The sequence below is a fragment of the Rossellomorea vietnamensis NBRC 101237 genome (genome assembly GCF_001591825.1).
Taxonomy (GTDB): Bacteria; Bacillota; Bacilli; order Bacillales; family Bacillaceae_B; genus Rossellomorea; species Rossellomorea vietnamensis.
The window spans coordinates 64,203-87,456 of record NZ_BCVQ01000003.1; the positions used below are offsets into that span (position 1 = coordinate 64,203).

At 44.8% G+C, this 23,254-nt stretch carries 30 protein-coding genes; 5 read left to right on the plus strand and 25 right to left on the minus strand.

The genetic code is table 11. The features are described 5' to 3' along the window. Positions 1-14 precede the first annotated feature (14 nt). The 3 genes from BVI01S_RS02440 to BVI01S_RS02450 are packed head-to-tail and all read right to left on the minus strand — an operon-like array spanning position 15 to position 2,476. On the minus strand, positions 15-233 hold the full coding sequence (locus BVI01S_RS02440) for a hypothetical protein (protein WP_061809109.1): 219 nt from the start codon (positions 231-233) through the stop codon (positions 15-17). Further along, positions 230-1,990, minus strand: coding sequence for a M3 family oligoendopeptidase (locus BVI01S_RS02445; protein WP_061809110.1), 1,761 nt, complete (start codon positions 1,988-1,990; stop codon positions 230-232). The genes BVI01S_RS02440 and BVI01S_RS02445 overlap by 4 nt, the downstream gene beginning before the upstream one ends. A gap of 15 nt (positions 1,991-2,005) precedes the next feature. After that, entirely contained in the window at positions 2,006-2,476 is a 471-nt protein-coding gene (locus BVI01S_RS02450; RefSeq protein ID WP_034761488.1) for a DinB family protein, read from the minus strand. 127 nt (positions 2,477-2,603) lie between these two features. Between BVI01S_RS02450 and BVI01S_RS02455 the strand changes: the two genes are divergently transcribed. Continuing rightward, positions 2,604-3,077: a GNAT family N-acetyltransferase gene (locus tag BVI01S_RS02455; protein WP_034761487.1), complete on the plus strand. Its 474-nt coding sequence runs from the start codon at positions 2,604-2,606 to the stop codon at positions 3,075-3,077. Positions 3,078-3,116: 39 nt separating this feature from the next. On the opposite strand, the gene BVI01S_RS02460 is transcribed toward BVI01S_RS02455, so the two are convergent. Together BVI01S_RS02460 and BVI01S_RS02465 are read right to left on the minus strand one after the other, a co-directional pair. Further along, positions 3,117-3,491 carry a VOC family protein gene (locus BVI01S_RS02460; protein WP_034761484.1) on the minus strand — a complete coding sequence of 125 codons (375 nt, stop codon included), beginning with the start codon at positions 3,489-3,491 and terminating at the stop codon, positions 3,117-3,119. Between the two features lie 77 nt (positions 3,492-3,568). Further along, entirely contained in the window at positions 3,569-4,510 is a 942-nt protein-coding gene (locus tag BVI01S_RS02465; protein WP_082197445.1) for an RNA polymerase sigma factor, read from the minus strand. 144 nt (positions 4,511-4,654) lie between these two features. Here BVI01S_RS02465 and BVI01S_RS02470 point away from each other — a divergent pair, with 144 nt between their 5' ends. Continuing rightward, positions 4,655-5,080 (plus strand): YybH family protein, encoded by a 426-nt coding sequence (locus BVI01S_RS02470; RefSeq protein WP_034761481.1) that lies wholly within the window; start codon positions 4,655-4,657, stop codon positions 5,078-5,080. A gap of 28 nt (positions 5,081-5,108) precedes the next feature. Beyond that, complete coding sequence (locus BVI01S_RS02475; protein WP_051758366.1) at positions 5,109-5,660, plus strand: GNAT family N-acetyltransferase; 552 nt, start codon at positions 5,109-5,111, stop codon at positions 5,658-5,660. A gap of 587 nt (positions 5,661-6,247) precedes the next feature. Here the strand turns inward: BVI01S_RS02475 and BVI01S_RS02485 are convergent. The 20 genes from BVI01S_RS02485 to BVI01S_RS02575 all read right to left on the minus strand — a co-directional run bounded on the left by BVI01S_RS02485 (position 6,248) and on the right by BVI01S_RS02575 (position 21,868). Next, positions 6,248-6,850, minus strand: coding sequence for a hypothetical protein (locus BVI01S_RS02485; protein WP_034761479.1), 603 nt, complete (start codon positions 6,848-6,850; stop codon positions 6,248-6,250). An 18-nt stretch (positions 6,851-6,868) separates the two neighbouring features. Further along, positions 6,869-7,156 carry a TIGR04104 family putative zinc finger protein gene (locus BVI01S_RS02490; protein ID WP_034761477.1) on the minus strand — a complete coding sequence of 96 codons (288 nt, stop codon included), beginning with the start codon at positions 7,154-7,156 and terminating at the stop codon, positions 6,869-6,871. A gap of 45 nt (positions 7,157-7,201) precedes the next feature. Further along, complete coding sequence (locus BVI01S_RS02495; RefSeq protein ID WP_034761476.1) at positions 7,202-7,819, minus strand: NUDIX hydrolase; 618 nt, start codon at positions 7,817-7,819, stop codon at positions 7,202-7,204. 27 nt (positions 7,820-7,846) lie between these two features. Further along, positions 7,847-8,278, minus strand: a complete 432-nt coding sequence (locus BVI01S_RS02500; RefSeq protein WP_439951093.1) for a GNAT family N-acetyltransferase — start codon at positions 8,276-8,278, stop codon at positions 7,847-7,849. A gap of 116 nt (positions 8,279-8,394) precedes the next feature. After that, entirely contained in the window at positions 8,395-9,108 is a 714-nt protein-coding gene (locus tag BVI01S_RS02505; RefSeq protein ID WP_061809112.1) for an alpha/beta hydrolase, read from the minus strand. 4 nt (positions 9,109-9,112) lie between these two features. Then, complete coding sequence (locus BVI01S_RS02510; protein ID WP_061809113.1) at positions 9,113-9,901, minus strand: class I SAM-dependent methyltransferase; 789 nt, start codon at positions 9,899-9,901, stop codon at positions 9,113-9,115. 179 nt (positions 9,902-10,080) lie between these two features. Beyond that, positions 10,081-11,643 (minus strand): phosphodiester glycosidase family protein, encoded by a 1,563-nt coding sequence (locus BVI01S_RS02515; RefSeq protein WP_061809114.1) that lies wholly within the window; start codon positions 11,641-11,643, stop codon positions 10,081-10,083. Positions 11,644-11,861: 218 nt separating this feature from the next. After that, the gene (locus BVI01S_RS02520; RefSeq protein ID WP_061809115.1) at positions 11,862-13,634 is read right to left on the minus strand and encodes a M3 family oligoendopeptidase; all 1,773 of its coding nucleotides are present in this window, start codon (positions 13,632-13,634) and stop codon (positions 11,862-11,864) included. A gap of 79 nt (positions 13,635-13,713) precedes the next feature. After that, positions 13,714-14,676 carry a DUF2268 domain-containing putative Zn-dependent protease gene (locus BVI01S_RS02525; protein WP_061809116.1) on the minus strand — a complete coding sequence of 321 codons (963 nt, stop codon included), beginning with the start codon at positions 14,674-14,676 and terminating at the stop codon, positions 13,714-13,716. Between the two features lie 125 nt (positions 14,677-14,801). After that, positions 14,802-15,245: a cell wall hydrolase gene (locus BVI01S_RS02530; RefSeq protein ID WP_034761460.1), complete on the minus strand. Its 444-nt coding sequence runs from the start codon at positions 15,243-15,245 to the stop codon at positions 14,802-14,804. Positions 15,246-15,341: 96 nt separating this feature from the next. Then, positions 15,342-16,427 (minus strand): hypothetical protein, encoded by a 1,086-nt coding sequence (locus tag BVI01S_RS02535; RefSeq protein WP_061809117.1) that lies wholly within the window; start codon positions 16,425-16,427, stop codon positions 15,342-15,344. Between the two features lie 73 nt (positions 16,428-16,500). Then, positions 16,501-17,025 (minus strand): hypothetical protein, encoded by a 525-nt coding sequence (locus tag BVI01S_RS02540; RefSeq protein ID WP_061809118.1) that lies wholly within the window; start codon positions 17,023-17,025, stop codon positions 16,501-16,503. Between the two features lie 37 nt (positions 17,026-17,062). Continuing rightward, positions 17,063-17,206 (minus strand): hypothetical protein, encoded by a 144-nt coding sequence (locus BVI01S_RS22430; RefSeq protein ID WP_156477287.1) that lies wholly within the window; start codon positions 17,204-17,206, stop codon positions 17,063-17,065. 90 nt (positions 17,207-17,296) lie between these two features. After that, positions 17,297-17,740, minus strand: a complete 444-nt coding sequence (locus BVI01S_RS02545) for an NUDIX hydrolase (protein WP_244886849.1) — start codon at positions 17,738-17,740, stop codon at positions 17,297-17,299. 5 nt (positions 17,741-17,745) lie between these two features. Beyond that, complete coding sequence (locus BVI01S_RS02550) at positions 17,746-18,156, minus strand: hypothetical protein (protein WP_061809120.1); 411 nt, start codon at positions 18,154-18,156, stop codon at positions 17,746-17,748. Continuing rightward, positions 18,149-18,589 carry a hypothetical protein gene (locus tag BVI01S_RS02555; protein ID WP_061809121.1) on the minus strand — a complete coding sequence of 147 codons (441 nt, stop codon included), beginning with the start codon at positions 18,587-18,589 and terminating at the stop codon, positions 18,149-18,151. Before BVI01S_RS02555 ends, BVI01S_RS02550 begins: the two co-directional genes overlap by 8 nt. Positions 18,590-18,687: 98 nt before the next feature. Next, positions 18,688-19,425 (minus strand): hypothetical protein, encoded by a 738-nt coding sequence (locus tag BVI01S_RS02560; protein WP_061809122.1) that lies wholly within the window; start codon positions 19,423-19,425, stop codon positions 18,688-18,690. After that, the gene (locus BVI01S_RS02565; RefSeq protein ID WP_156030079.1) at positions 19,422-20,165 is read right to left on the minus strand and encodes a hypothetical protein; all 744 of its coding nucleotides are present in this window, start codon (positions 20,163-20,165) and stop codon (positions 19,422-19,424) included. The genes BVI01S_RS02560 and BVI01S_RS02565 overlap by 4 nt, the downstream gene beginning before the upstream one ends. A gap of 98 nt (positions 20,166-20,263) precedes the next feature. Then, positions 20,264-20,905 carry an SDR family oxidoreductase gene (locus BVI01S_RS02570; protein WP_061809123.1) on the minus strand — a complete coding sequence of 214 codons (642 nt, stop codon included), beginning with the start codon at positions 20,903-20,905 and terminating at the stop codon, positions 20,264-20,266. A gap of 348 nt (positions 20,906-21,253) precedes the next feature. After that, complete coding sequence (locus BVI01S_RS02575) at positions 21,254-21,868, minus strand: HAD-IA family hydrolase (protein ID WP_034761435.1); 615 nt, start codon at positions 21,866-21,868, stop codon at positions 21,254-21,256. 115 nt (positions 21,869-21,983) lie between these two features. Between BVI01S_RS02575 and BVI01S_RS02580 the strand changes: the two genes are divergently transcribed. Continuing rightward, positions 21,984-22,766, plus strand: coding sequence for a CPBP family intramembrane glutamic endopeptidase (locus tag BVI01S_RS02580; RefSeq protein ID WP_082804643.1), 783 nt, complete (start codon positions 21,984-21,986; stop codon positions 22,764-22,766). A 33-nt stretch (positions 22,767-22,799) separates the two neighbouring features. After that, positions 22,800-23,252 carry a hypothetical protein gene (locus tag BVI01S_RS02585; RefSeq protein WP_061809124.1) on the plus strand — a complete coding sequence of 151 codons (453 nt, stop codon included), beginning with the start codon at positions 22,800-22,802 and terminating at the stop codon, positions 23,250-23,252. Positions 23,253-23,254 lie beyond the last annotated feature (2 nt).

Genomic DNA, 23,254 nt, shown 5'->3' on the forward strand with positions numbered 1-23,254 from the left:
CCTTCTTTCAACTATTATTCTTCTCCGCTGACATCGATTTCCAAACCGTCTTCATCCACACCGTCTGGATGCTTCATTTCATACAACTGCCCACGTTTTCTGAATTGCTTGATCATCATGGCCAGTAAGACCCCGACCAAGGATAGATAGAAGAGGAAATCGATAGGAAAAAACAAAGCCACAGTTAATACCAAAATCGATGGAAGCGCTATGAGCAGTTGAAGCTTTTTCATTGTGATCTTGCCAATCTTACAAATTCCTCACTATCCTTCACGCACAGCTCCATCCCTTTTTCCCAAAATGATTCCTTCGTAATGTCTTCCCCCAGATGCTTCATGACGAGTTCTTCTGCCGACATGCTGCCTGAATCCCGAAGGAGAGCCAAGTAATCGTCCTCGAATCCTTCTCCTGTTTCCTTCGCCCTGGCGAAAAGTTGGAGTGCCAGTAAATACCCAAAGGTGTACGGAAAGTTATAGAAAGGAGACTCTGTTTTATAAAAATGGGGCGTCCATATCCATGAATGAACCGGGACCTCATCAAGGGCTCCCGCATACCCCTCTTCCATAGCCGACCCCATCAGCTCGTTCAGGCGTGCGGCCGGTATGAACCCTTTTCTCCGCTCTTCGTGCACCCTCTTCTCAAAAAAGAATCTCGCATGCAGGTTCATGAAGTTCATGACGCTCCGCTTCAATTTCTCATCCAGCAGGAACAGCTTCTCTTTTTCGGTCTCCGCTTGCTCCATGGCGGTCTCTAAGATGATCATCTCTGCAAAGGTCGACGCCGTTTCCGCCAAATTCATGGGATACGACCTGTTCATCCCGTTCACTTGTTTCATTGCATGGTTATGAAAGGCATGCCCTAATTCATGTACCAGGGTCAGCACACCTTTAAATGTGCCGGGAAACGTCATGAACACCCTCGACTCCCCCGTCAAGGGAAACCCAGCACAAATCGGAACTGCCGACTTACCGGGTCGGTTTTCCGCTTCCACCCATCCTTCATGGAATGCCGTCTGTGCAAACCTTCCCATCTCGGTCCCAAACGCGTGAAACCGTTCCTCTATTAACGCTGCTGCTTCCCCGTACTCCATACCTTGATGTTCATGGTTCATCGGAGACCAGAAGTGATAGGATTTCATTTTGGCATCGCCATCCATACCTGCCTTCACATTCAGGTATTCCGAAAACGGCTCTTTATACTTCTCCATCACCGAAAGCATCGCATCCAGCGTTTCCGGCTTCATCCGGTTTTGCGCAAGAGGAATCTGAAGAACATCCTCGACGCCCATGCTCTTATACATATTCAATCTGAAGCCTGTCAGATGATTCAGGATCTGGGCGAACTGTCCCTCGTGTTCGGTCCATTTTGCCACCAGCGCTTCATGGGCTTCCCTTCTGACGGACTCATCTGCATGCGTGCGGAGATTGATGGCCTGTCCAACCGAAAGCTCCTCTCCCCTCACCTGCACCCTGATGCTGCTCATGAATGATTGATAGAATTGTCCCCATGCATGGTATCCGTCTACCATGAGATTCGAGACTTCCCGTGAAGGCTCCCGTTCCGCTTCTTCTCGCCACTCCCCCAGGATGAAGCGATAGTCTTTGAGATTCTCTGAAGCAAGCAGACTTCCCCATTCCATTTCCTCTATGGAAGCTAACATTCTCTTCAAGTCACTCGTCATAGAATCATATTTTGATTGAAGGGCAGTCGTTTCCCCTCTATAAAATTGGGCGCCCTGGTCGTTCGAATCTACCGAAAGCAGGCAGATCGCAAATGACCTTATTTGTGATATCCTAACCCTTATTTCCGTGAGGCGTTTAAGAACATTCTCCAGTTGTTCCGGGACTGGCGTCACTTTCTGCATGAGTTCTTCCAGCTCGGAAACCCTGGCTTTCGTCTGATTCATATGATTTTCCAATTCAGGTGATGCGCTTCCCCCATTGAAGATGCTGTCGAGATTCCAAACCGTCTTATATTCCGTATGATTCATATTCCATTCTCCCCCCTAATCCCAGAGATTCGCCCTCGCAATCCCGCCTGTTCGTAAGTAATCCAATAACTGACCGGCGTGAACGGATTCGTGATAAGCGATTCTCATCAGCATATCGCCCATTTCCCTCACATATCCTACATCGGAACGATCAATCTTAACAGCAGATAAAGATTCTTCGTTTAAACCCGATACATACTCCAAAAAACTCTTTCTGAACGGATCGGCAAGCTCCAACTCATTTTCCACTGAAATGTAGGGCTTACCTGAAAAGGGTGATTCGTATTCACTTAAACTCCCTCCATTGATTAATGCCAAATGATAATAATGTTCACTTTCTAAAACATGACGAACCATCTCGATACAAGACATGGCCCCTTCATCCGGTTTCCAATGTAAAAAGTCCTTCGGAATGCCAGACCAAAGCTTTACGCTTCTCCGTCTCACTTCTTCCAAATTGAGTATGATTAATTGAATTGCATTCATCTAATAACCCCCTATTCAAACGTATGTTCTTATTTTATCTTATCCCCCACTATCTTCCAATCATTATTTGTCCCAATTTTCTAAATCAATTATAATTTCTTTATACTGCTAAATCGGAGGAATCATCATGCCAATCACTTTATCCGTATACAACGAAACCCATGAACATCAACTTAAGGACTTCCATCTCCCGGAAGATCAGCTCCAATTCACGAGCCTGCCCCTAGATAAAATCCAAAATCCCACCATCTCGCCAGACACCCGCCACATAGTGATCCTGAGTGATGACACCCCTGTCGGTTATTTTGCATTGGAGAACGGGGAGAAGCTTCGTAAATATTCGTCCAATCCAAAAGCAAGACTCTTAACCTCTTTTTCTATTGATGCAAGACACCAGGGACAAGGCATTGCCAAAGAGGGGCTCAACCAGCTGCCAGGTTTCATCAGGGAGAATCTTCCCGAGACGGACGAAGTGGTCCTCGGCGTGAACAAACGGAACCAGGCAGCCATCAGTCTCTACCTGAGGACTGGCTTCACCGACCATGACGAAGAATATGTGGGACCCAAAGGACCTCAGCATGTTCTCCATTTGAACATATAAAAAACAGGAATGCCCGCTATCTTGGGCATTCCCGTTTCTTTATCCTGTACAAATCATTATCCGATTTCCATCGGGATCCTGAATGACGAAAAAGGAAAAATCATCGAACCTTGTAATGTCAGAGACGATTTCATAGTTCAGCTGTTCTACGTACGAATAAGCTTCTTCAATATTTTCAGTGTGGAAATTAAAGAGAGGATGCTTACTACGACCAGCCTCTTTCATGACACCATCTGGTCCTGCATCCAGAGTAAGACCGGTAAAATGATTGATGGTCAGGTTATAGACGGGATCCTCCACCTGATCGACGTCATACTCTTGGCCCAGTAACTTCGAGTACCATCGGACGGAATCCTTCAGATTGCTGACATGGACGAACACCGTATTGATTTGATTTAATATCGGACTTTTCATTGATTCCCCGCTCCCTTTTCCTTGGATTGTCTTCATACATAACAACGCAGGAAACGGTCAAAACCTTACAGGTAAATTTAAAAAATATGATAAAAACAAGTGGCGTTCAATTTCACCTGCAGTTCTTCAGCCGCGTGCTTCATCAAGTCCCACGAAAAACAATAGAAAGCCCAGTGGGTGATCTCCGTTCCAACCGTCTCGATTAAATGGAGATTATTGAGGTAGAGGTCTCCGTCAGGCTTTTTCTCCATCTCGACGACGACCGGCTTGCCCCAAAGCATTTTATATTCCACCACAATTTGATGTTGGGTATCGACGACTTCTTTCCAGTCATTGAGGGAGTTCCCCTTCGCTTCATCTCTGCCGACTTCAATCCCGGCATGGACGATATTGACTGTGACATTTTCACTCAACACTGAAGCAATCAACTCGGGATCCTTATTTCTGAAACCAGTCAATAATGTGTGAAGCGTCGCATTGGGGACAAGATCAAGGACGGGTGTCGATTTTATTTGCCCTCCCTTTGCTTTTCGAAGGACCGATCTTGCCCTCGTCAGATTGGTATACACAGCCCCTTCCGTCGTCGATATCATGCCTGCAATCTCACTCGCCTTGAACCGGAAAGCCTCTGCGAGCAGGAGTGAGACATATTGATGGGGAGTCAGATGCTGGATAAGAAACTCGAGATGATCCATGAGTTCAAGATCAATGGCTGACGTGTGGTCAGGCTGAAGTTCCTCTTCCAAAACCTCTACAATATATGGATTTTTTCTATAACGATCAATCCACAGATTGCTCGCAATCTTAAATAAGTATGATTTCATCTTTACAGGCTGATGCATTTTGGCAAGCATGGCCAGGGACTTAAACAATGTATCCTGCACCAGGTCCTCTGCATCCCACTGGGATCTCGTCAATCGATGGCAGTAGTGCCAGAGATCCGTTCGATAGGGCTCGATTTCCTTTTTAAACCGCTGTTCGATCCCTCTCATGTCATCGCTCAATTGTGTGGTCATCATTTCTCCTTCTTTCGTTGTTTACCATATTATTTTCATGTTAATACAGAGTGAACATTTACGATAGGAAAATTCTGAATACTTTTAGGAGAGAATTCACCTCAATGTCTTGAAATAGTTAAAGATGAGATCAAAGGAGATGAGATAATGAACGTCCAGGATGTGCTCGAACAATACAAAAATGCGATTCACGAAAGAGATATCGAAAACTTCCTCTCCATCTATGATCCCGCTGTCCATATCTATGACTGCTGGGGGAAATGGGAGTGTATCGGCCTTGCTTCATGGCAGGAGAATGTGACGGAATGGTTCATCGGATTAAAGGCTGAAGAAGAAATACTGAAAGTCGACTTTCAAGATGTGGTGATTGAGGAAAATGCCAATCTCGCTTTTGCCCATTGTGCCGTGACTTATGCTGCCTACAAAGAAACATCGGGGGAGAAACTTCGCCAGATGACGAACCGCTTTACATTCTGCTTGGAAAAAGTAAAGGATACGTGGCTGATCACTCACGAACATTCTTCATTGCCGATCAGTATGGAGGATGGGAAAGGGATGTTCGGGCTCAGGTAGGAATAATCAGACAGACTCGGAGGACACCATGTACATTCAACAAATTGACCGTTCAAAGCTTCCCCAATACGCAACCGTTTCAATTGCATACGAAGTGACAACCGAGCTACACGTTTGTCCCATTCACAACGGGCTGGGAGGGCTTCGGTTGGTCGAAAAGCCGTGCTCCCCCTATTTGAAGGACTATGACCTCTTACCGGATTGTCATCCACTCTCTTGGACAAAGCAGTTTGACTTAGATGAATGGGGATTGTTCCTCGCTATTGAAGACGGCATGTACGTAGGGGCCGCTGCCGTGGCTCCAGAAACAGAAGGCGCCGCGACCTTATGGGACTTGCGCGTGCAGCCCGATGCCAGGGGCAAAGGCGTTGGTGGCAGGCTTCTTGAAGCGGTCATCCTTTGGTCAAAACAACGAGACTACCATACACTGATGGTGGAAACTCAAAACGTGAATGCCCCGGCTTGTACCTTTTACTCCGGCAAGGGATTTAATTTAGAGACGATCGATCCACATGGATACCGGGATTCGTTGGTAGAGGATGAAGTGAAATTAATATGGTCTATGGATTTAAGTCCATAGGGAACGGCTAAGGGAAGTTCTCTACAAATGGCATCCGGTCTTTTCAGTTCCATGAGTGTCCGCTACCTTTCAGCGGTCAAATCATCATAATTCAATTCCACACTTTCTTAAAATGAATGCCGACGAAAAATAAACAACCGGCAGCGCCACTAACCAGTACAATATATTTTTCGGCATGATCATATTAAAATAGTAAAAAAACAACGTGATCCAAGTAAGCATCAATACTATCCCAAGTGCTTTTTTCATCGTTTATGTAAAAACCCCTTTGTTTTCCATTTAGTTGGAATAAGTTTCATGATTCGCTCCACTCTCCTACTTTTCCTCTGAAGCATCCGAATACTGTTCATTAAATTCCCGTATCGATAACTTTCTTATAATCAATAATAGAATCATAGAAATAATGAAACACAATGGCGCCACTATGTCACTGAACTGAAATCGACCATCGCCCCAGGTGTCAAATCCCATAATAAATCCGTTTGCTAAAAAAAAGGTGAAAAATAGATATAACACGATGACTTTCCACGAGTATTTAAAGATACTTTGCATCCACCAGATAATAAAACCTCCATGCAATTGTCTGCTTAAAGATTGAACGTTACGTCAAGTCCCGTCGGCTTCTTTTTAAAAGGAGTCCCATATTCTTTGAATGTCAAGGTCATGCCGGATAGGTCTTCAGGTAACCTGGGAGTGACAATAAAGTCAAAACTGGTATGTTCCTGCGATCCGCCTCCACCCGTTACCCGGCAATCATAGCGGTCCCCTATCTCCAGGTGCCAGAAGCTGTTTCGATGAAACCTCTCTCGTTCATAGCTTTCATCATACTCCTTATCGATGTTCAAGTGGACCACACTGGCATTGGCATATTGCTTAATAAACGGAACGGTATATAAACATTCTTCTGTTTCAACCGCTTGTAAAATGCGTATATATTTTTGAAAGTCTTCGGGTTCAATGTGTGGCTTGAAAGCCTCTTCATTTTCCAGCACCCCAAAGATCGACCTTAAAAGGTCCTCATACACATCATACTTTTCTGCCCATTTTGCAATATCTTCGAGTTTTGGATAACCCGGATTGTTACGAGATAATTGTTTTCTTTGTTGTAACAATGAGCATAGTTCCTCATCGATTGGTAAAAGTCTTTCATCATAATATTCTGTTGGTCGTTCGAACGGCATGCGTCTCATTTGATCAACCTCCATCTGTTAAAATAATGGCTCGTCATTATCGGTTACAGTCACGAACCATGGCATCACTAGTAAATACCCAATGACCCACACCATGAAGAGAGCCATGTAGTCAAGGATGAATGCAAGCACAAATAACACGGGTATGAGCACGGTCATGCCCATCAAAATCTTCTTGGAACGTGAAGTGAAATACAGCTTCTGACCGCAGTGAGAGCACTCCATATCAAGTCTTTTCACGATCATTAATCTCTTGAAAATATAAAACCAAGACAAGTTTGTTTTACAATGGATACAGCGTGCCATCAGCCACTCCCCCTCATGGTTATCTACGCCCCTATATAAACCTGATCAATCATACACCGCTTCCTTCCCACCATCCCTCAAAAATTCAAACATCATCTTAATCTGCGATTCTGTATTTCTTCCAACAGACAGCTCCGGCAAATTGTCTTCTTCAAAAAATCCGATCCCTTTGGTCTCGACGCCGTTTCTTGCTTCTCCGCCGGTCATACTGCATTGGATGAATATTTTGTAGTAATGGTGTGACTGCGGGGGATGGGGATGTTTGTTCAAGTCGAGCAGTGCGAGTAATTTTACAGGGGTGACATCATATCCTGATTCTTCCCTTATTTCTTTTACGACGTTCTCACTGGGGGACAGGCCGATGTCACAGAATCCACCCGGCAATGCCCATTTGTCATCGATTTTTTCTTTGACCATCAGGATTTTATCGTCTTTGAAGACGACACCCCGCACGTCCACTTTCGGTGTCTGATAGCCCGATTCGTTCGCAAACAAATCCTTTATCTTCGTCATCTCCAAGCCGGTATGTTCCTGCATGATTTCCGTGCTGATCGCCCTTAATTCTTCATACCTTTCCTTATCATAAACGTTCTTGGAAAAGGCCAGACCCGATTGAGATAAAGCCTGTATCCGCTTCGCCCATTCCAGCCATTTATCGCTCATCGCTTTGCGCTCCTTTCGTGTTCCGAATTAACTGATATCCAAATAATGCGTAGCATTCGGATACCGATCGCCTTTCGTAAAACCGAACGATGTATAGAAATGATCCGCTTTCTCGGTATCTGTATGGAGGACCAAGACATTGAAAGAGCGTCTGGCATCAAAGATGATTTGCTTTAATAGAAGAGTTCCTATCCCTTCATTTCTGTGCTCCTTTTTCACGTAAAACCTTCTTACTCTACCTGTTTCAGCCGAAGATGGATCGACATTCAGCCCACCTACCGCTACGAAATCATTCTCCTCATCATAAATACCGTATAAAGCTTCACCTTGTTTATTGAAACGATTGGTTCCTTCTCGGTAATCGTTCAGAAGTCTTTCAACAAAGCGGAAACCTTCTTCTTTACTTTCTTGTACTAACGTATTCACCTCATGCTCAAGTAGATTTTTAATTTTCGTCACCCTGTATTTTTCCATAGTCTCTCCAAAAGATATTATTTCTCCTATTAAAAACTGGAGATGATTAGCTGTTATGATTCCTTAGCTGCCTATGACGTCCATACATACAGCTTTTAATTTCATTTCGACAAGCCATTCAACCACCGTATCAAATCCCCAATCATGTCCGATGTAATCTGATGATTTACACCCTCATAAACACGGAAATCTACATGTCTTCTATTCTCTTTCAGATAACGATCATAATCCATTTGTCCCTCAATCGGCATAATGGCATCACTGTCCCCGTGCATGAGAAGAACCGGAGAAAGACCTGGTTCGCTATCAACAGGATCATAATCCATTAAACGCTTTTTCAACTGATCAGGTATGTCACCACGACCGTCTCTTTCTCTAAAAAGCCGCTCTGTCAAAACAAATGAGCCCGACCCATTCATGTTAACCAATCCTTCAACCATTGGTTCACGGGCGAAAATCCCATTAGCAATGCAGCCACCCATTGAGCTGCCTATAAGGATGACATTCTCTTTATCTATTCCTAACGTATTCACAAAATCATGGAATTCATCAATCGTCGTCATGATCGTTTCCCAGAAATAATCCTGTACGGTTTTTGATTCAAAATGGTCTGCAAGCTTCTGTCGTGTATCGTGATAGATGATTTCTGGAACGACTACGTTAAATCCTTCGCCGGCAAGTTCTTCCGCCAGGTCTCTGTACCCGAGAGCACTGCCTCCCCAACCGTGATAGATGATGCTGACTTTAGCCGATTCGTTTTGCTTATTTGGTTGAATAGAATAATAGTTGTATGGGTTGATCGTGTGTTTTCGCATACAATTACCCCTTCCTCCCCATCTTCACCGACAACCTCGACTCCTCTTTAAACACTCCCGATGCACTCATATCAAGCATCGCCTCTCTCACTTCCCGTTCAAATAGCGGTACATCCGATCCAAGGAAACGCTTCGAGCCATAGGAAGTCGAGTAAAGGTTCCCGAGGAGCGACTCGATCGTCCAGGTGATTTCGTATGTAGGCAGAATATGTTTTTCAAGATTGAACTTGGATTGAGAAATGATATCTTCGTGAGGGGTGACGGGATGGGTGTAGGTGGAGTTCCCTGCTTTCCGCTCGTTTCCATACCATTTATGGACCAGTTCATTAAACCTTTCTTGCCATGGTTTCAATGACTTATCGGGCTCGTAGTTGTCTATGATCGCTACCCCGCCGCCTGGTGTCACGATGTCAAATAATTCATCCAGCACCTTTGCCCGGTCCATCCAGTGAAAGGCTTTGGCGATCGTCACAAGTTGGTATGTATGGGAATGGTTGTATTCTTCCAACGTACCATTGAACCACTGAATCTCTCCTACCCTCAGTTCTCCGTGCAGCCGTTTTGCTTCTTCAATCATTTCCGGTTCCATGTCGATCCCGACAATTCTTTTGCACCAATCTGAAAACCGAATGGTCAGATGTCCCGTCCCGCAACCCAAGTCCAGGAGGTTCTGTTCTCCGTTTAACGAGAACTCTTTTACTAGGAATCTGATTAAAGCAGATGGATAGATTGGTCTGTATTTTGAATAATAGGGTGCTGACCCCTTAAATAATTCTGTGCCGTACTTGTTCATTTTTTTCTCCCCACTAGAGTTGAGACATATTATCTTTTATACCAATTATTTCAAATAACAGGTATTATCACAATGATTTTTTCAAGGAATGGCGCTAGAGTGACCTTTGAGAAATCAGTCCATATTAAAAGCCAATCCACCAGTGTACCGATGGATTGGCTTTATCGTTAGAAATTTCATTATGGCATAACGAGGATGCCGTCTGACACAGGGCGTTCACCAGTGACGTCTGACGGTTTGTTTACAAGTCGATCATGAACCACCATTGCTGAGGAGCCACCGCCATCAAGATTCATTCCTTTAACCGCTCCAAGAGATCGCAGGATTTGAGCACTTTCATGGAAACTGACCCCAATGCTCTTTTCAGGGTTACGGCCTTCTACAGTAACCAATAGTATATTTCCGTTTTCTTTAATGCCGGCAAAGGATCTTGGGTGACGATATTGTGCAAAATGATAGAAGAAGTCATGACTCCATGCAAATCCTTCCTCTTTTGCCTTAATATCGATCTTGCCATCATCAAGCAGCTGAGGTGCCCCACCGATGATATCCAAATCAGAGGAAGTCTTAACCTGCTTTCCATCTGCTGATACGTTCCTTGTGATTGATAACGTCTCTCCTTCTGAGACCTTCTGCTTCAACCAATCTGCCTGAGCTCCTGTCGCTGAAAGCACACTGCCGTTCTCAGGAATACTGTGACCTCGCTCGTAGTACATGTCAACAATTTTACCTTTTTCATCCAGTATGACTTCGAAGCCATTCCCTATTGGCGTTTCACCACCAAAAGATGCGTTGTATTCAATGATCTCTTCTGAATCCGTACATGTCACATCATGCTTCGGCTGATTGGTTTCCTTGTCCTCGACCCCTCCGCAACTGCGGATCAATCCCGGCTTACGGTTGATCCCATCAATCACTGAGCTTTCGCCACTTTCCGTTTCGACTTTCAATGAAGTGGAGATATTGGCTATCTCTGCTTCGTTACCAGAAAGAAGGAGACTTGTACGACTTCCAATCGCTTCGCTTACTAACTGGCCGTTTACGACTGAAATACCTGCCGGATCACCAGGGATTCCATCCTTTGAACCTACTACAAAGTATCTCCCATTCATTCCAGCTAACGCTTCAGTACGACCCGCCATGGACGATACGGTTTCGCGACCTGTGATTGTACCCTTTGCCAAAGAATTCGTCAGCTCACCCTGAAATTCATCAGGATCGATCTCAAGTACATCAATTTTCCATGGCCCCGTTGAATTCATTGTTCCATCATATTCTGAATAAGTAGCTTTAGCCTTCTCAAATCCTTGAGCTTTCAGTTGATCAGCCACATCATTCGCTGCTTTCTCTTCTTGGAATTCACCGGTACGAACCACATATCCGATGGTTTTCTCTTTGACATCTGTGTTTTGCGAGTATTTATTCTCTACTTTATGAAGCTTCACTTTGTATCCTTTTTTCTTCAAATCTTGAATAAGGATCCGGGCTTGCTCTTTTGTATCAAAAAAGGCTACATCCACCGTATAGTACGATTTATCTGAATAATACCCTCTTGTAATATCTGTATACGTCACTCCCTTGGCTAATGGTTGTGTGACTCGTGTTTCAGGTAAATGGTTCTTACCGATTGAAAGTTCCTGAGTATTGGCAGCCTCGGCATCTTGATCCTGCCATCCTACCGTCAGGATAGTAGAAAGAGATAGCGCAGATACAATAACCGTTTTCATGAGAGAGCGATGCATGATGTAAAACCTCCAGACAATTTTTTAATGCACCCTCATAGTAACTGTGAATTAATAATGGAAGGTTACAACAGTATAAAGGTTTGGTGAATTTGCAAAGCATCATTATCCCTCCCTTCTATTACTATGTATATTCATGTTTAGTAGAGTTGGAAGGGATAGTTCCTCATATGCAAAAAAGAAAGCAACCTCCTATGACAGAGATTGCTTTCAAAAACTCAACGATACTTTTCCGTTTCTTCCAAGTACATCTCAACCGCTTCCTTCAACGGGCGTACAGCCGCCTCCCAGAAGTCCGTCCCTAATTCTTCCTGGAGGAACTCGATGCTCAGTTCGTCCATGGAATGGTTCCCGGATCGAGTAAGGAGTTGGTCGTACCGTTCAGGGAATGTTTCTTTGTCCTGCTGATAGAGTGAATAGACTCCGTTGCTGAATAAATAGCCGATCGTGTACGGCAGATTGTAAAAGGCTTTCTCCGTACTGAAGAAGTGGGGGATGGTCATCCAGTTATGGGTAAACACTTCATCCACGGAGTCATGGAACCAGTTCCTTTCTGTTTCTTCCATCAGCTGAACAATGTCTCCTGCTGATAGCTTCCCGTTCAATCGTTTTTTGTAAAAGGCAGCTTCGAACTCGAACTTGGCCGGGATGAAGGTGGTGTATTTCAGTCCGTTGGTGATTTTCATCTCTAATAGAGATAGCCGGTCCTCTTCTGTTTCCGCCATATCAATCGCCGCATCCAGGACGAGATTTTCCGCGAACGTCGACGCAGTTTCGGCTAGCCCCGTCCCCACCTTATGGGAGAAACCAGGCTGTTCATGAAGCAGGGAATTGTGATAGGCATGCCCAAGTTCATGAGCGATGGTGACGACATCGTTGTAGTTGCCCGTAAAAGAAAGCATGACACGGCTTTCCTTCGCATTCGGGAATGAGGCGCAGAATGCACCGTGCTGTTTGGAATCTCCAGGTTCGGCGTCAATCCAGCCTTCTTCAAAAGCCGTTTGGGCAAATTGACCGAGCTTCTCACTGAAGCGACGGAACTGTTCGATCACGATGTCTGCCGCTTCCTCATACGTCAAGGTCGTCTTGGACGTGAAGGTCGGGGCATAGATGTCATACCAGCTCAGTTTTTCCATTTGAATGAGTTTGGCTTTTCGTTCAAAAAAACGGTGAAGCAGGGATTTATGCTGATGGAGCGTCTCCATCATGGTGTTCACGGACCTTTCACTGATCCGGTTTTGTTCGAACATTTCCTTCAGGGGATTCGTCCATCCTCTCAGCCGGTACAGTTCATTTCGGAAACCGGCAAAGTGGTTGAAGATCGAGGCAAACCGGTCTTCGTTCTCACGGCAAACCTTAGAAATGGCTTCACCCATTTCCATCCTCGTCTCCCGGTCATTCGAGAGCATCCCGCGAATATAGGCTATATCAAAAGAAATGTATTCCGTCTTCCCATTATCCGTTACGGGTACTTTCAGTCGGGCGTATTCCTGATCATAATGATCTTCCCACCCGGCAAATCCGTCAACGGAAAGGGCATGAATCAACTTCTCCATCTCGGGATCAAGCTGGTCCTTCACCTTTCTTCTCTGTTGCTTCAAAAACCGCTCACTGCCTGCCACTTCCCTGCGTCCGATGAAGGCTTCCCAGTCCTCGTCCGCCATATGGGCAAGACACTGGCTATATCCGAGGAGCAAAGTGTCCATTTTTGCCTGCAGCTGGGTGCTCCGGGCGCTTAATTCCTGCGCTTCCTCATCCATGACATCCACCGATAGCAGGCAGATGATATATTCATCCATGTGAAACGCTTCCGTATAAAGGTCCTGCACACCTTTCGTGACGTCAACCGCTTCATCGGCATTCATCCCATGCTTCAATACGGATTGCGTTTCCTCGATATGTAGAAGAATATCCTGAATTTGATCTTTCACCGGCCCGCTTCCGGGTCGTACACTTCCCAGATTCCATTGTTTGTCCCGTACTTGGTTCACACTGATCCCCTCCTATTACTCTATTATGATGGTATAGAAAAATGGAAAATTTTACATCAGACTGAAGTCTGAGTTCGTCTCAATCATAGGCCGTGATTTTCTCAAAGTCGCTTCCTGCTATGATTTCGGCTTCATGCATGCTGGTCCATCGTTCGATCGAAATTTCAGGATGATTCTTCCTGTAGCTTTGGACGATTTCATATCCGATTTTGTAGTTGGCCCATTGGGGAATGCCTTTAGAAGAGTCTCCTGCTCTTAGTTTCTCGTAGTACTTCATATCATCGGAGTATCTAAGTTCCGTAATCTCAGCTACTACTTTTTCTTTTTCCTCCGGTGTCATCGATTCTTGCCAAGGGACCTGGACCTTTGGATAAATGGTATGGGCAAAGGCATCTGCCTTTCCTTCCACCACAACCCCGCCGAGGATGGTCCTGATCGTTCCCCGATTACTTTCTTCCGCCAAGAGATGATGGTATTCATGAGCGACAGTGTACTTCAACTTGTCTTCTTGCATGGATGGTGAAAGTTGCAACACAATGACATCCTCTGACAGGACAAACCCCGATACGCCTCCCATTTGCTCCACTGTAAACGTATCCTCTGGGTTCGCTGGCATGATAATATATTTCTTATCCTTACCAGGGAGTTCTTTAGCGGATTTAAGCAATGCTTCTTTTATAATCCTGCTCGTCGTATCTTTTTCTTTTTCCAACTCCTTTATGGATTCTGCAAGCTTGTCCACTTCTGAGGACGGATCAAACGTATATCGCAAGCTGATTTCCTCCATATTGGACTTCTTTTTAAATGGCTCAAACACCTTTTCAATGAACACGGTCTCATTGCTTTTCCCCGTCTTTTTCCGTACGGTGTCTACGTACTCCTGCACTTCATCATACATATAAATGATTTCGAAATTCTGTTCCTCGTGGGAGAAGGTGATAGGCGTTTCCTGTTCCTTCTTATCCACTGGCTCTTTATTGGAGCAGCCTACAAACATGAAGCATAATGCCGGTATGAGTAACGCCTTGCCAACCGTCTTCATGTGGTCCATCCCCTCCATTCATTTCCATTTGTACCTAACTATACGTTTCTCAACTGGAAATGGTTTCAAATAGATATGAACAAAAAAAGAACCACCCGATTCTAACCAGGAAGTTCTCACGATCCTCACCCGCCGGTATATACACTTGCACACGTTCCTGCCGCCGGTTCATAGTAACAATGGTTTTTGAATTGTCCCGCAAACGGCTGATCGTACCACGTTGGAGGACAAGGAGCATAAGGATTGAAATACCAAAGGGCATATTTCGCCGGATGCATGGCCCAATAATCCAGATTCTTTTTGGCCAATTTCTTTTCAACCGATCTTGCTCTGTTATAAAAAAGATTTCCTTTTTGGACCGCTTCAAAGGAGTAATTCCCACCCTGCACCTGGAAAATGACCTGGCGGATGCTCCTAACCTTCTTGAAGTCCAAACAATCCGCCTTCGCACGGTTCACGATGACATTGCCCACGTACAGCATCCCCTGTTTCCCTTCGCCTTCCGCTTCCGCTCTCATCATCCTCGCCATCAAGGCCACATCGGCATCGGTGTATTTGACTCTTGGCATTTTACTCACCTCAGAATAGTTTATGAGGAATACCGGGTTTCATGTCAGGAATTATTCGAGAAGGTGCAGTCGGATAAGCTTTCAACGCCATCTTTTTTAAAATTGTTCAAGTTCCTTTAAAAGAAACCCAATCCGCTCTTGAATCTGCGCCTTCGTCCCGTACCGGATCACTTGCTCACGGCTCAAAGACTCCTGTTTCAGAAGCTGATCATGTTCATGGGTCATGGTGACGAGCTTCAAGTACACTTCCACATTCAGGTCATTCCATTTCTGCTTCGAACCGTTCACATACCCCTCCACGAAACCTTCTGCACTGGCCTTCAATTGTGGAATCAGGAGATGGTATTGGTTCTTACCATGCCGCTTTGTGTTGTGCAGGGCATGAAACAGTGTCCGGTAGTTGAAGACGTAATTGGCAGCGAGGGAAGTTCCTGTATAGATAATCGGGAACGGGTCGATCATTTTGACGCCGCTACTAGTAAAAATCATATTCTCAGGCGATGTATCCTGATTCGTCAGGACGAGTTTTTCCCGTTCGACGGAGCGGGCGGCAAACAGCTCATCCCCTGTGCTTTTCACTTTTTCCTTATCAAAAGAATAAGAGCTTACAAGAAGCGACTCCCATTCTTCCCGGTATTCTCCCGTTTCTTCCTGGATAAAGGCACTCAGGTCTCCCTCGTATTGCCCTTTGATCTCTCCATGTTCCCCAACGGTTATGTATCCGATGCCTGGAATCGGTGAAGCCAGCTCTTCAAGGGCCAGGAAGAACTCACCCAGTTCCCTTCCATACCGTTTCGATTGGTCCGGGGTCTGTCCGGCAAGCCCGACTGATTTTCCGACATACGTTTCAATCGTATAAGTTAATTCCTCAGAGATGCAGTATTCATAATGTGCAGGACACATCCCTTTCCCCGTCCTGTTGGCATGCTCATAAAAGGCCTTGGTCCCGGCATAATCCGCCGTCAGCTCGTCCTTGTTGAAGACGACCTCTTTCTCATAGGCGATCCTTTTCGGGATGCGGAGGACGAGCTGTTCTGCCTCGATCAAGTAGGCGTAGTGCCAGGCACCTTCTCCTAATCTGGTGATTTCGGAATCACTTGAGATTTGATTTATTCCTTCGTTTTTAAGAGCTTTATTGATGAGCTCCTGTTCTGTAAGTGCTGTGGTTGTGAGGAAATGCATTTTATGTGGTCTCCTTTTTCTACTTTTCTATTGTGCTGATGATAGTACCGTCTCCCTACCGGCTGTTGACATACTACTCTATTTCACTTATTATCTTTCCTTCTTTGTCATAATACTTATAGTTCCGAAAGGTATATTCTTTTTCCTCATTGAGTGGGAGTTCAGCCCAAGTAACAGTCTCTCGATTCGGTATAAAATCCCGCTGGACTTTTTGACCATTGATTTCCACTTCCATCCGGGCTATTTCATTACGGTCATTCGTCACATATAGAAGGGTCCGGTCAAAAAGACTGAAGGATGCAAATGTCTGATCTTCAGCAAACTCTAAGTGATTCCACCGATAATTCCCTTTCTTATCTTTTTCAAGCTCTATATATCCTGGACTATTATCAGCCAAAAAAGAAGCCACTCTCCGATCATCAAAATCTTTCATTTCTAAGATTTTGATAGATCGATTTTCATATCCTTCAACAGAATGGATGACCTTTACGATAGAATCTTTGTTATTTCCATATACTTGTTTATCCTCAAAAAGGTAAAACAACAGTCCCCCGAGTAACAGGAGTCCGGTCAGAAAGAATACTATTTTCCTTTTCAAATGGTTTCCCCCTTGTCGTTATACCAGATGATTCAGCCTATACTCCTCCGCCGAACCCGTTACCATTCGATTTGACCCGCTCCAATTCCTGCAGCTGTTCTTCCTTGCTTCCCCTCAAAGTCCTTCTGCCAAGCGCACTGGCAAGACCAAAGAATAAAATGATGCCGATGAATAGACCCAATTAGAACAACTCCTTCGTTAGCATGTACTTCCTCTATTTATATGCTATGCCCTAACCTTTGATACACATCAACCAATGTGTCAATCTGCATCATTCTTTGACTAAGGCACTCTTTTCCCACGCTTCCTCTATTGCCCAATAATGATGCTCATGTACCAGGAGCCTTTTCGCATCCTTACGATCCATCCACACTGGAACATGGTCCTCTTCCATCGGTTCCAGCATCTTTTCCTTCAGCTCTACCAGATAAAAGTGTCCTTCACTAAGAAGTGGATCTCCCTTTTTAGAAAAAAAGTAGCACATGGCATGTCCGATATAAGAACCAATCGATACACAGTAACCTGTTTCCTCCATCATTTCTCTTTTCAGGCAGTCTACATGAATTTCATTCTCTTCGATGCCTCCACCAGGAAGAAAGTGATGCCCCATCTCGTTTCGAACCGTCAGGATTTTGCCTTTTTTATGATGAAAGATGACGGCATAGACACCTGTTCTTCGTTGATAGTTGAGACCTTGAATCTTTTCTCCGAACACCGCTATCAACGGTCCACCCTCATTTTCCACACTCTCAAATAAGGTTTCATCATTAAAATCAAATTGACCAGTGCCAGTGCGAGTGCGATATAACTACTGACATTCGCCAGTTCAGCATATTCCTCCGTATAATATGTGGCTGAACTGTGATAACTGAAGTTCATGTAAAACTGAAAAGCCGCTACTGTAGCAAATAGTGCAAATGCGGTGAGGTGAAACGCATTTGCTTTTGCCGTGAATGTTCCTACTAGAATGAGCACTCCCGCAGCAACAAATGTTTTCTGCGTAAACATGGCTTCCTCCGGAGTAAAGCTTACCGGAATATCGGAGGTGATCAGAAAACGAAACAAGGACGCACATACCCATAAGGCCAATCCAAGTGCGAATAATGAAAAACCGATGATGTTTCTACTCAAGCTTGATTCCCTCCTTTTGATGATCTTCCGTACTCAAACTCATGAAATTCAACACCAACACATAAAAAGGAAAAGTGACCAACGCCCCGATCATCACTAAACCCGCTGCAGGATTAGGAGCATCTCCCCCATATGTCGTCGGAAAGAATGTGGCGATAATATACGTAAATAGCAGAAAATACGGAAACCAAAGAACCACCGTCCAATAGCTCGCCCTCCGCCCTTCCATCCACTTCCCTGTTAGAAAGTAGAGAAAGACAGTTCCCATTAGAAAAATTGCGACGATCATGAATCCAATCGCATTCATCACCGTTTCCATTTCCCAGCCCGTCAGCCTCGTCAACCGATGACCATTCACCATCAGCTCGACCGGAACTAGAATCATCATGGCATAAAGCAAACTGACCACATTTATTTTGATAAAATAGTTCAATTCGAATCACCTGTATCCTTATACCAATTATTCCAAATTAAAACAATATTCTCAACCCAAAAAAAGAATGACCCGGTTATGGATCATTCCTTTTTTTCTTAAAACTGGCCTTTTTGAATCTGGTACTGGTCAAGCAGCTGCATATGTTGCTCACGAACATTCCCTTTGTAGTAACTTGAGTTGTTAATACTGTTGTTCCATTCGACTTCCTTGTTATTCTCATCAAGTGGTATCCAGCCGAACCGGGAATGTATTCCCATATTGTTGTTATCCCCGAAAAGTGTGTCAGGAACATCACTACCATCTGATAAAGTCAATGCGTCTCCCCATTCTCCGGGAACCTTCATTGCCCCGTAGGAGTTGCCTGCCAAAGAGGCTTCAGTCTTCATCAAGATACCGGGAACATAATGCTGTTGTTCTCCGCTACTCGAGTAACCCCTTTCCCTCGTGAAGAAATACTGCAATGTTTGAATATCACTGCCGGGATTGATGTTCCAGACGATATGGAAGCTTGACGGATCACTCCCATCGAGCATCCATACCTTTGGCTCCCCGTCGGTCCGGATGCTAATTACCTTCCAGGCGGTCAGATGTCTCTCCCAATAGCTAACACCATATTGCTCTTTATCTGAAATGAAAGGTGCCACTCCGTGACCATCATCGAGCTTCAGAAAATCCTGTATGTCAACGGCTTGTGCATTCTGAAGGGAGGAATTAATCTGTGACAGTATTTCTTCATTTTTCGGACGTGAATCTGTTTTCACTACATGCAGCCAATAGAAGGCAAATAACCCTACGAAAAGGAGTCCCCCAGCCAGGATGCTTCTCTTCTTCATCGTTTGGCCTCCTTCAGCACCGTTTCAGGGAAGTGGTAATAATACTGGGTCTTTCGAGTTGAGACGAGGATTCCTTTCCCGTCCTGTTCCACATAGATATCCGGCTCGAGACCGCTTCCCCATTTCGGACTAGTGCCGACCAACTGAAGCGGAAAGCGTTCGTGATTCGAATAACGGCCGCCTGCTTCATCAAACCATTGCCAACTTTCAAATTCGACCTGCTCCACATCAGAAAGCTGCTTCTTCAGTTCCTCCTGATCCAAGGTCCGTCCCTCACCAGATGGATGGATGACATTGAGGGAAGCTTCTTTGGTCCCTGAAATGTAGGTAGAGAGATGGTTTTCTGGATAGAGAAGGGATTGGACCGGGATGGTGAGCAGGGTTCCTGCCAGGAAGATGAAGTTGGCCAGGAACCCGATCCAGGCAAACCGGCGATAGGTATCCCAGCGATCCTCTTTTCGATTAAGAACAGCGTATAGGATCCATACACCGAGCGGCAGGATTGGAATTTTTACAAAGGTATGAAACCATTCCATGTTGATGGTAAAGGAAAACAACCCAACAAAAATGGCAAATATGACTTTCCACACCTTTGGCTTTGCCGAAAGTTTTTTATATGATCTAAATGCAAGATAGCCAATGATTGCCCATTCCACAATGGACATCAAGGTGGACACGATGCTAAATGAATAATCGATATGGACGATGATCTCCCCCTCCTCTATTTCTATAAGAATCATACGCCAACCCATTTTACCATCTATACCCATATAATGGTCTACCCGATTTTACATAAAAAAAGAATGACCATCCAACGATGATCATTCCTTCCTTTTATTTATACGTTTTTAACGGCTTCTCCTATTCCAGTGCTTCCTGAAATAAGATCGAATCCTTTATTAAACGTGCTCTCCTCCGTTAACGATGCCACGATGGTTCTCGCCACATCTTCACGCGGAATGGATCCTCTTTCAAGATTCTCAGCCGCCGATACTTTACCTGTACCTTCTTCGTTCAGCAATCCACCCGGACGGATGATCGTATAGGTAAGTCCACTATCCTCAAGCGCCCGGTCCGCGAAGTGCTTCGCCACGTAATAAGGTTTCAGGGAGTCGTTCCAGTTTTCACGATGATGAGCCTGCAGGGCACTCACAATGATGAAGCGTTCGATGCCTGCCTCTTTTGCGGCCTCCATCGTTTTCACCGCTCCGTCAAGATCGATGAGGAGGGTCTTGTCAGAACCCGTGCTGCCACCTGATCCTGCAGAGAATACGGCGGCATCGGCTCCCTTCAATCCATTTGAGATTTGCTCAACCGTGCCTTCCAAATCAACCAGTGCAGCCTCCACGCCTTCTTGTTCAAACGACTGTACCTGTTCTTCTTTCCTCACAATGGCTCTCGGAGTATGTCCGTCTTCCTTCAAGAATCCGACCACTTGCTTCCCGATCTGTCCATTTGCTCCAACAACTGCTACGTTCATAACCTCATCTCCTTATTCCGATAATTTTGGTTTGAATTTATCATCACATGCTTGGCAGGGTGATGACAAATCATCTGTTTGGTCTGTGCTCATATAATGTATCCGAAATGAGGGGGTTCAAAACAAAGATGAGCACATACAGTTCGTAAATGAAGATCGATTTTGAAAGAAGCAGGAAATTGGAAGTGTTATAGACTTTTGAAGAGTTGATCTATGTTTAAAAGGGATGTCGGTGGAGAGGAATTGCGTCGTTTTCGCGATAATTGCGTCATTATTTTGTTTTATGCGTCACTTACCAAAATTACCCATAAAAAACCATCGAGGTCCGTCCCTCAATGGTCTCCATCCTTAAATAATCTTATACAATTCCTCCACACTCGTCACGACGTAATCCGCGTGGGGATTTTCTACCATCTCATCTGCAAAGTAGCAGGAACTGATTCCGGCATTTTTCCCCGATTCGAGATCCAGATCCCGGTCGCCGATCATGATTGCTTCTGATGGCTCGATATCATGGGTGCGGATCAGATGCTGAATGGCATTCGGACTCGGCTTCCTTTCAAATCCGTGCTCGGAGGTGATGAAATCAGAGAAATAACCCGTCAACCCGTAGCTCTCCAGCATCGTGATGGAAGATTCACCTCTGTGGGTGTACAGGTAATTCCTGCGCCCCGACTCATGAATATACTTACAGATTTCAGCGATTCCTTCAAAGGGCTTGGACAAATCGAACTCGACTTCTTTTCTGCGGGTATCGTAGGCTGCAATAAACTCGTCCCCGATCCCATATTTTTCACCATAGTGTTTAAAAGCATGAGTCATCGATACTTTCATTTGTTTGATAATGTCCTCTAACGGTTCATCAATCCCCTGGCTGTCCAGCGTGTCTTTGAAGGCTCCCGCCATCACGGGATATGTATCAAAAAGAGTGCCGTCAAAGTCCCAAATGATATGCTTGTACATGTCCATTCCCCTTTCTTATGTAAACTATATTCATCGTACCACACTGAAAAATGAACAGATACAAAACAGGAAAATTATGCTAAACTATTTTCAACGATTGCCCCAGGAGGACTATATGACCCATTCACCGCATTCCCTTTTCCTGATAAGCTCTGCCTCCCTGTTTTTCTCAGGCATCATCCTTCTTTCGTATCGAGCATACGGATGGGGACTGCTATTGATGCTTGGGCTTCTCATCCTCTATTCATCTGCAAAAAATAACCGGTCCGTCGCTTCCTTATTCCTATTCTTCCTTATCGGGTTCCTGACCTTTCAATGGGCAACAGGCTGGATCAATGGTTGGGATATATCAAAAGAAATCAACATCCTTTTAAACAGAAGTTTTCTTATATTCATCCTGGTGGCATTAGCCGTCTCACAATGGATGGCAAAGGAAAAGGTCCTTTGCTACATGAGATTACCGGATTGGAGTAAGCGCATCTCCATGCCTTCACACACAATTTCATTGCCACTTTTTTTATTGATCGGACTTGCGGGATCAAGCACCATCTTCATTCCCCTCATCTGGTCGGAGGGAATCAGTGAGGTGAAATCATTATTCCTATTCGCAATAGGATTCACCATCCTGAACGCTACGCTGGAAGAACTCATCTGGAGAGGCGTCATGCTGTCGTCATTGCTCCGGGATACCTCTGTCATTTACGCCGTCACGGTGACAAGTATTGGATTCGGACTCCTGCATCTCTCCATCGGGATCCCGCTCCTCCTCAGTCTTCTATTCTCTTTCGGAGGACTTTTTTACAGCATCGTAGTTTTGAAGACAGATAGCATCTATCCTTCAATTTCCTTTCATATGGTGATGAATATGGGGATGGTGTTGAATGGGTGGATAAACTAAATTAAAAACGTGATAAACGAAAGGGTTTTCAAAATGAGATATGTAAAACCGTTCATCTGTTTGTTCCTCACCATAGTCCTGACAGGTTGCATCGCAGAAGACTATGACTTCACTCCCCCCACTGTCACCCTTATGGAAACAGACAGCGTAGACTCCGTTGAATTAACCGAAACCAATATTGATTGGCATGGAGAAAACGGGAAAGCAATGGAAAAAGAAACGAAAGAAGTAGTAGACTTCGCACGTGAACAGAAGGAACTGACATTTCCATCCGGTCAGCAGGTAGACGTGCTTTTTGACAGCGAAGACTTTGCCGTTGAGGAATTACGTGCATTCTTATGGCTGGGTAATGAAAAGTGGCAGCTGGATTTGGATGAAGGCCGTTCCATCACATTTCCTAGAGGAAAAGGGTCCTACGTGTTGGAGGTCGACCTTCAAACAGATAGAGGCAATGCACAGTATGTTGGGAATATTGTCATTCAATAATA

What these genes read in the sequence shown, in the direction of transcription:
- BVI01S_RS02565 (WP_156030079.1), bottom strand. Translation starts at nt 20,165, where the DNA reads ATGATTCTTATAGAAATAGAGGAGGGGGAGATCATCGTCCATATCGAT.
- BVI01S_RS02530 (WP_034761460.1), bottom strand. Translation starts at nt 15,245, where the DNA reads ATGCCAAGAGTCAAATACACCGATGCCGATGTGGCCTTGATGGCGAGG.
- BVI01S_RS02455 (WP_034761487.1), top strand. Translation starts at nt 2,604, where the DNA reads ATGCCAATCACTTTATCCGTATACAACGAAACCCATGAACATCAACTT.
- BVI01S_RS02510 (WP_061809113.1), bottom strand. Translation starts at nt 9,901, where the DNA reads ATGAACAAGTACGGCACAGAATTATTTAAGGGGTCAGCACCCTATTAT.
- BVI01S_RS02475 (WP_051758366.1), top strand. Translation starts at nt 5,109, where the DNA reads ATGTACATTCAACAAATTGACCGTTCAAAGCTTCCCCAATACGCAACC.
- BVI01S_RS02580 (WP_082804643.1), top strand. Translation starts at nt 21,984, where the DNA reads ATGACCCATTCACCGCATTCCCTTTTCCTGATAAGCTCTGCCTCCCTG.
- BVI01S_RS02450 (WP_034761488.1), bottom strand. Translation starts at nt 2,476, where the DNA reads ATGAATGCAATTCAATTAATCATACTCAATTTGGAAGAAGTGAGACGG.
- BVI01S_RS02460 (WP_034761484.1), bottom strand. Translation starts at nt 3,491, where the DNA reads ATGAAAAGTCCGATATTAAATCAAATCAATACGGTGTTCGTCCATGTC.
- BVI01S_RS02470 (WP_034761481.1), top strand. Translation starts at nt 4,655, where the DNA reads ATGAACGTCCAGGATGTGCTCGAACAATACAAAAATGCGATTCACGAA.
- BVI01S_RS02490 (WP_034761477.1), bottom strand. Translation starts at nt 7,156, where the DNA reads ATGGCACGCTGTATCCATTGTAAAACAAACTTGTCTTGGTTTTATATT.
- BVI01S_RS02495 (WP_034761476.1), bottom strand. Translation starts at nt 7,819, where the DNA reads ATGAGCGATAAATGGCTGGAATGGGCGAAGCGGATACAGGCTTTATCT.
- BVI01S_RS02505 (WP_061809112.1), bottom strand. Translation starts at nt 9,108, where the DNA reads ATGCGAAAACACACGATCAACCCATACAACTATTATTCTATTCAACCA.
- BVI01S_RS02515 (WP_061809114.1), bottom strand. Translation starts at nt 11,643, where the DNA reads ATGCATCGCTCTCTCATGAAAACGGTTATTGTATCTGCGCTATCTCTT.
- BVI01S_RS02465 (WP_082197445.1), bottom strand. Translation starts at nt 4,510, where the DNA reads ATGATGACCACACAATTGAGCGATGACATGAGAGGGATCGAACAGCGG.
- BVI01S_RS02525 (WP_061809116.1), bottom strand. Translation starts at nt 14,676, where the DNA reads ATGAAGACGGTTGGCAAGGCGTTACTCATACCGGCATTATGCTTCATG.
- BVI01S_RS02445 (WP_061809110.1), bottom strand. Translation starts at nt 1,990, where the DNA reads ATGAATCATACGGAATATAAGACGGTTTGGAATCTCGACAGCATCTTC.
- BVI01S_RS02575 (WP_034761435.1), bottom strand. Translation starts at nt 21,868, where the DNA reads ATGTACAAGCATATCATTTGGGACTTTGACGGCACTCTTTTTGATACA.
- BVI01S_RS02485 (WP_034761479.1), bottom strand. Translation starts at nt 6,850, where the DNA reads ATGAGACGCATGCCGTTCGAACGACCAACAGAATATTATGATGAAAGA.
- BVI01S_RS02535 (WP_061809117.1), bottom strand. Translation starts at nt 16,427, where the DNA reads ATGCATTTCCTCACAACCACAGCACTTACAGAACAGGAGCTCATCAAT.
- BVI01S_RS02570 (WP_061809123.1), bottom strand. Translation starts at nt 20,905, where the DNA reads ATGAACGTAGCAGTTGTTGGAGCAAATGGACAGATCGGGAAGCAAGTG.
- BVI01S_RS02585 (WP_061809124.1), top strand. Translation starts at nt 22,800, where the DNA reads ATGAGATATGTAAAACCGTTCATCTGTTTGTTCCTCACCATAGTCCTG.
- BVI01S_RS02560 (WP_061809122.1), bottom strand. Translation starts at nt 19,425, where the DNA reads ATGAAGAAGAGAAGCATCCTGGCTGGGGGACTCCTTTTCGTAGGGTTA.
- BVI01S_RS02440 (WP_061809109.1), bottom strand. Translation starts at nt 233, where the DNA reads ATGAAAAAGCTTCAACTGCTCATAGCGCTTCCATCGATTTTGGTATTA.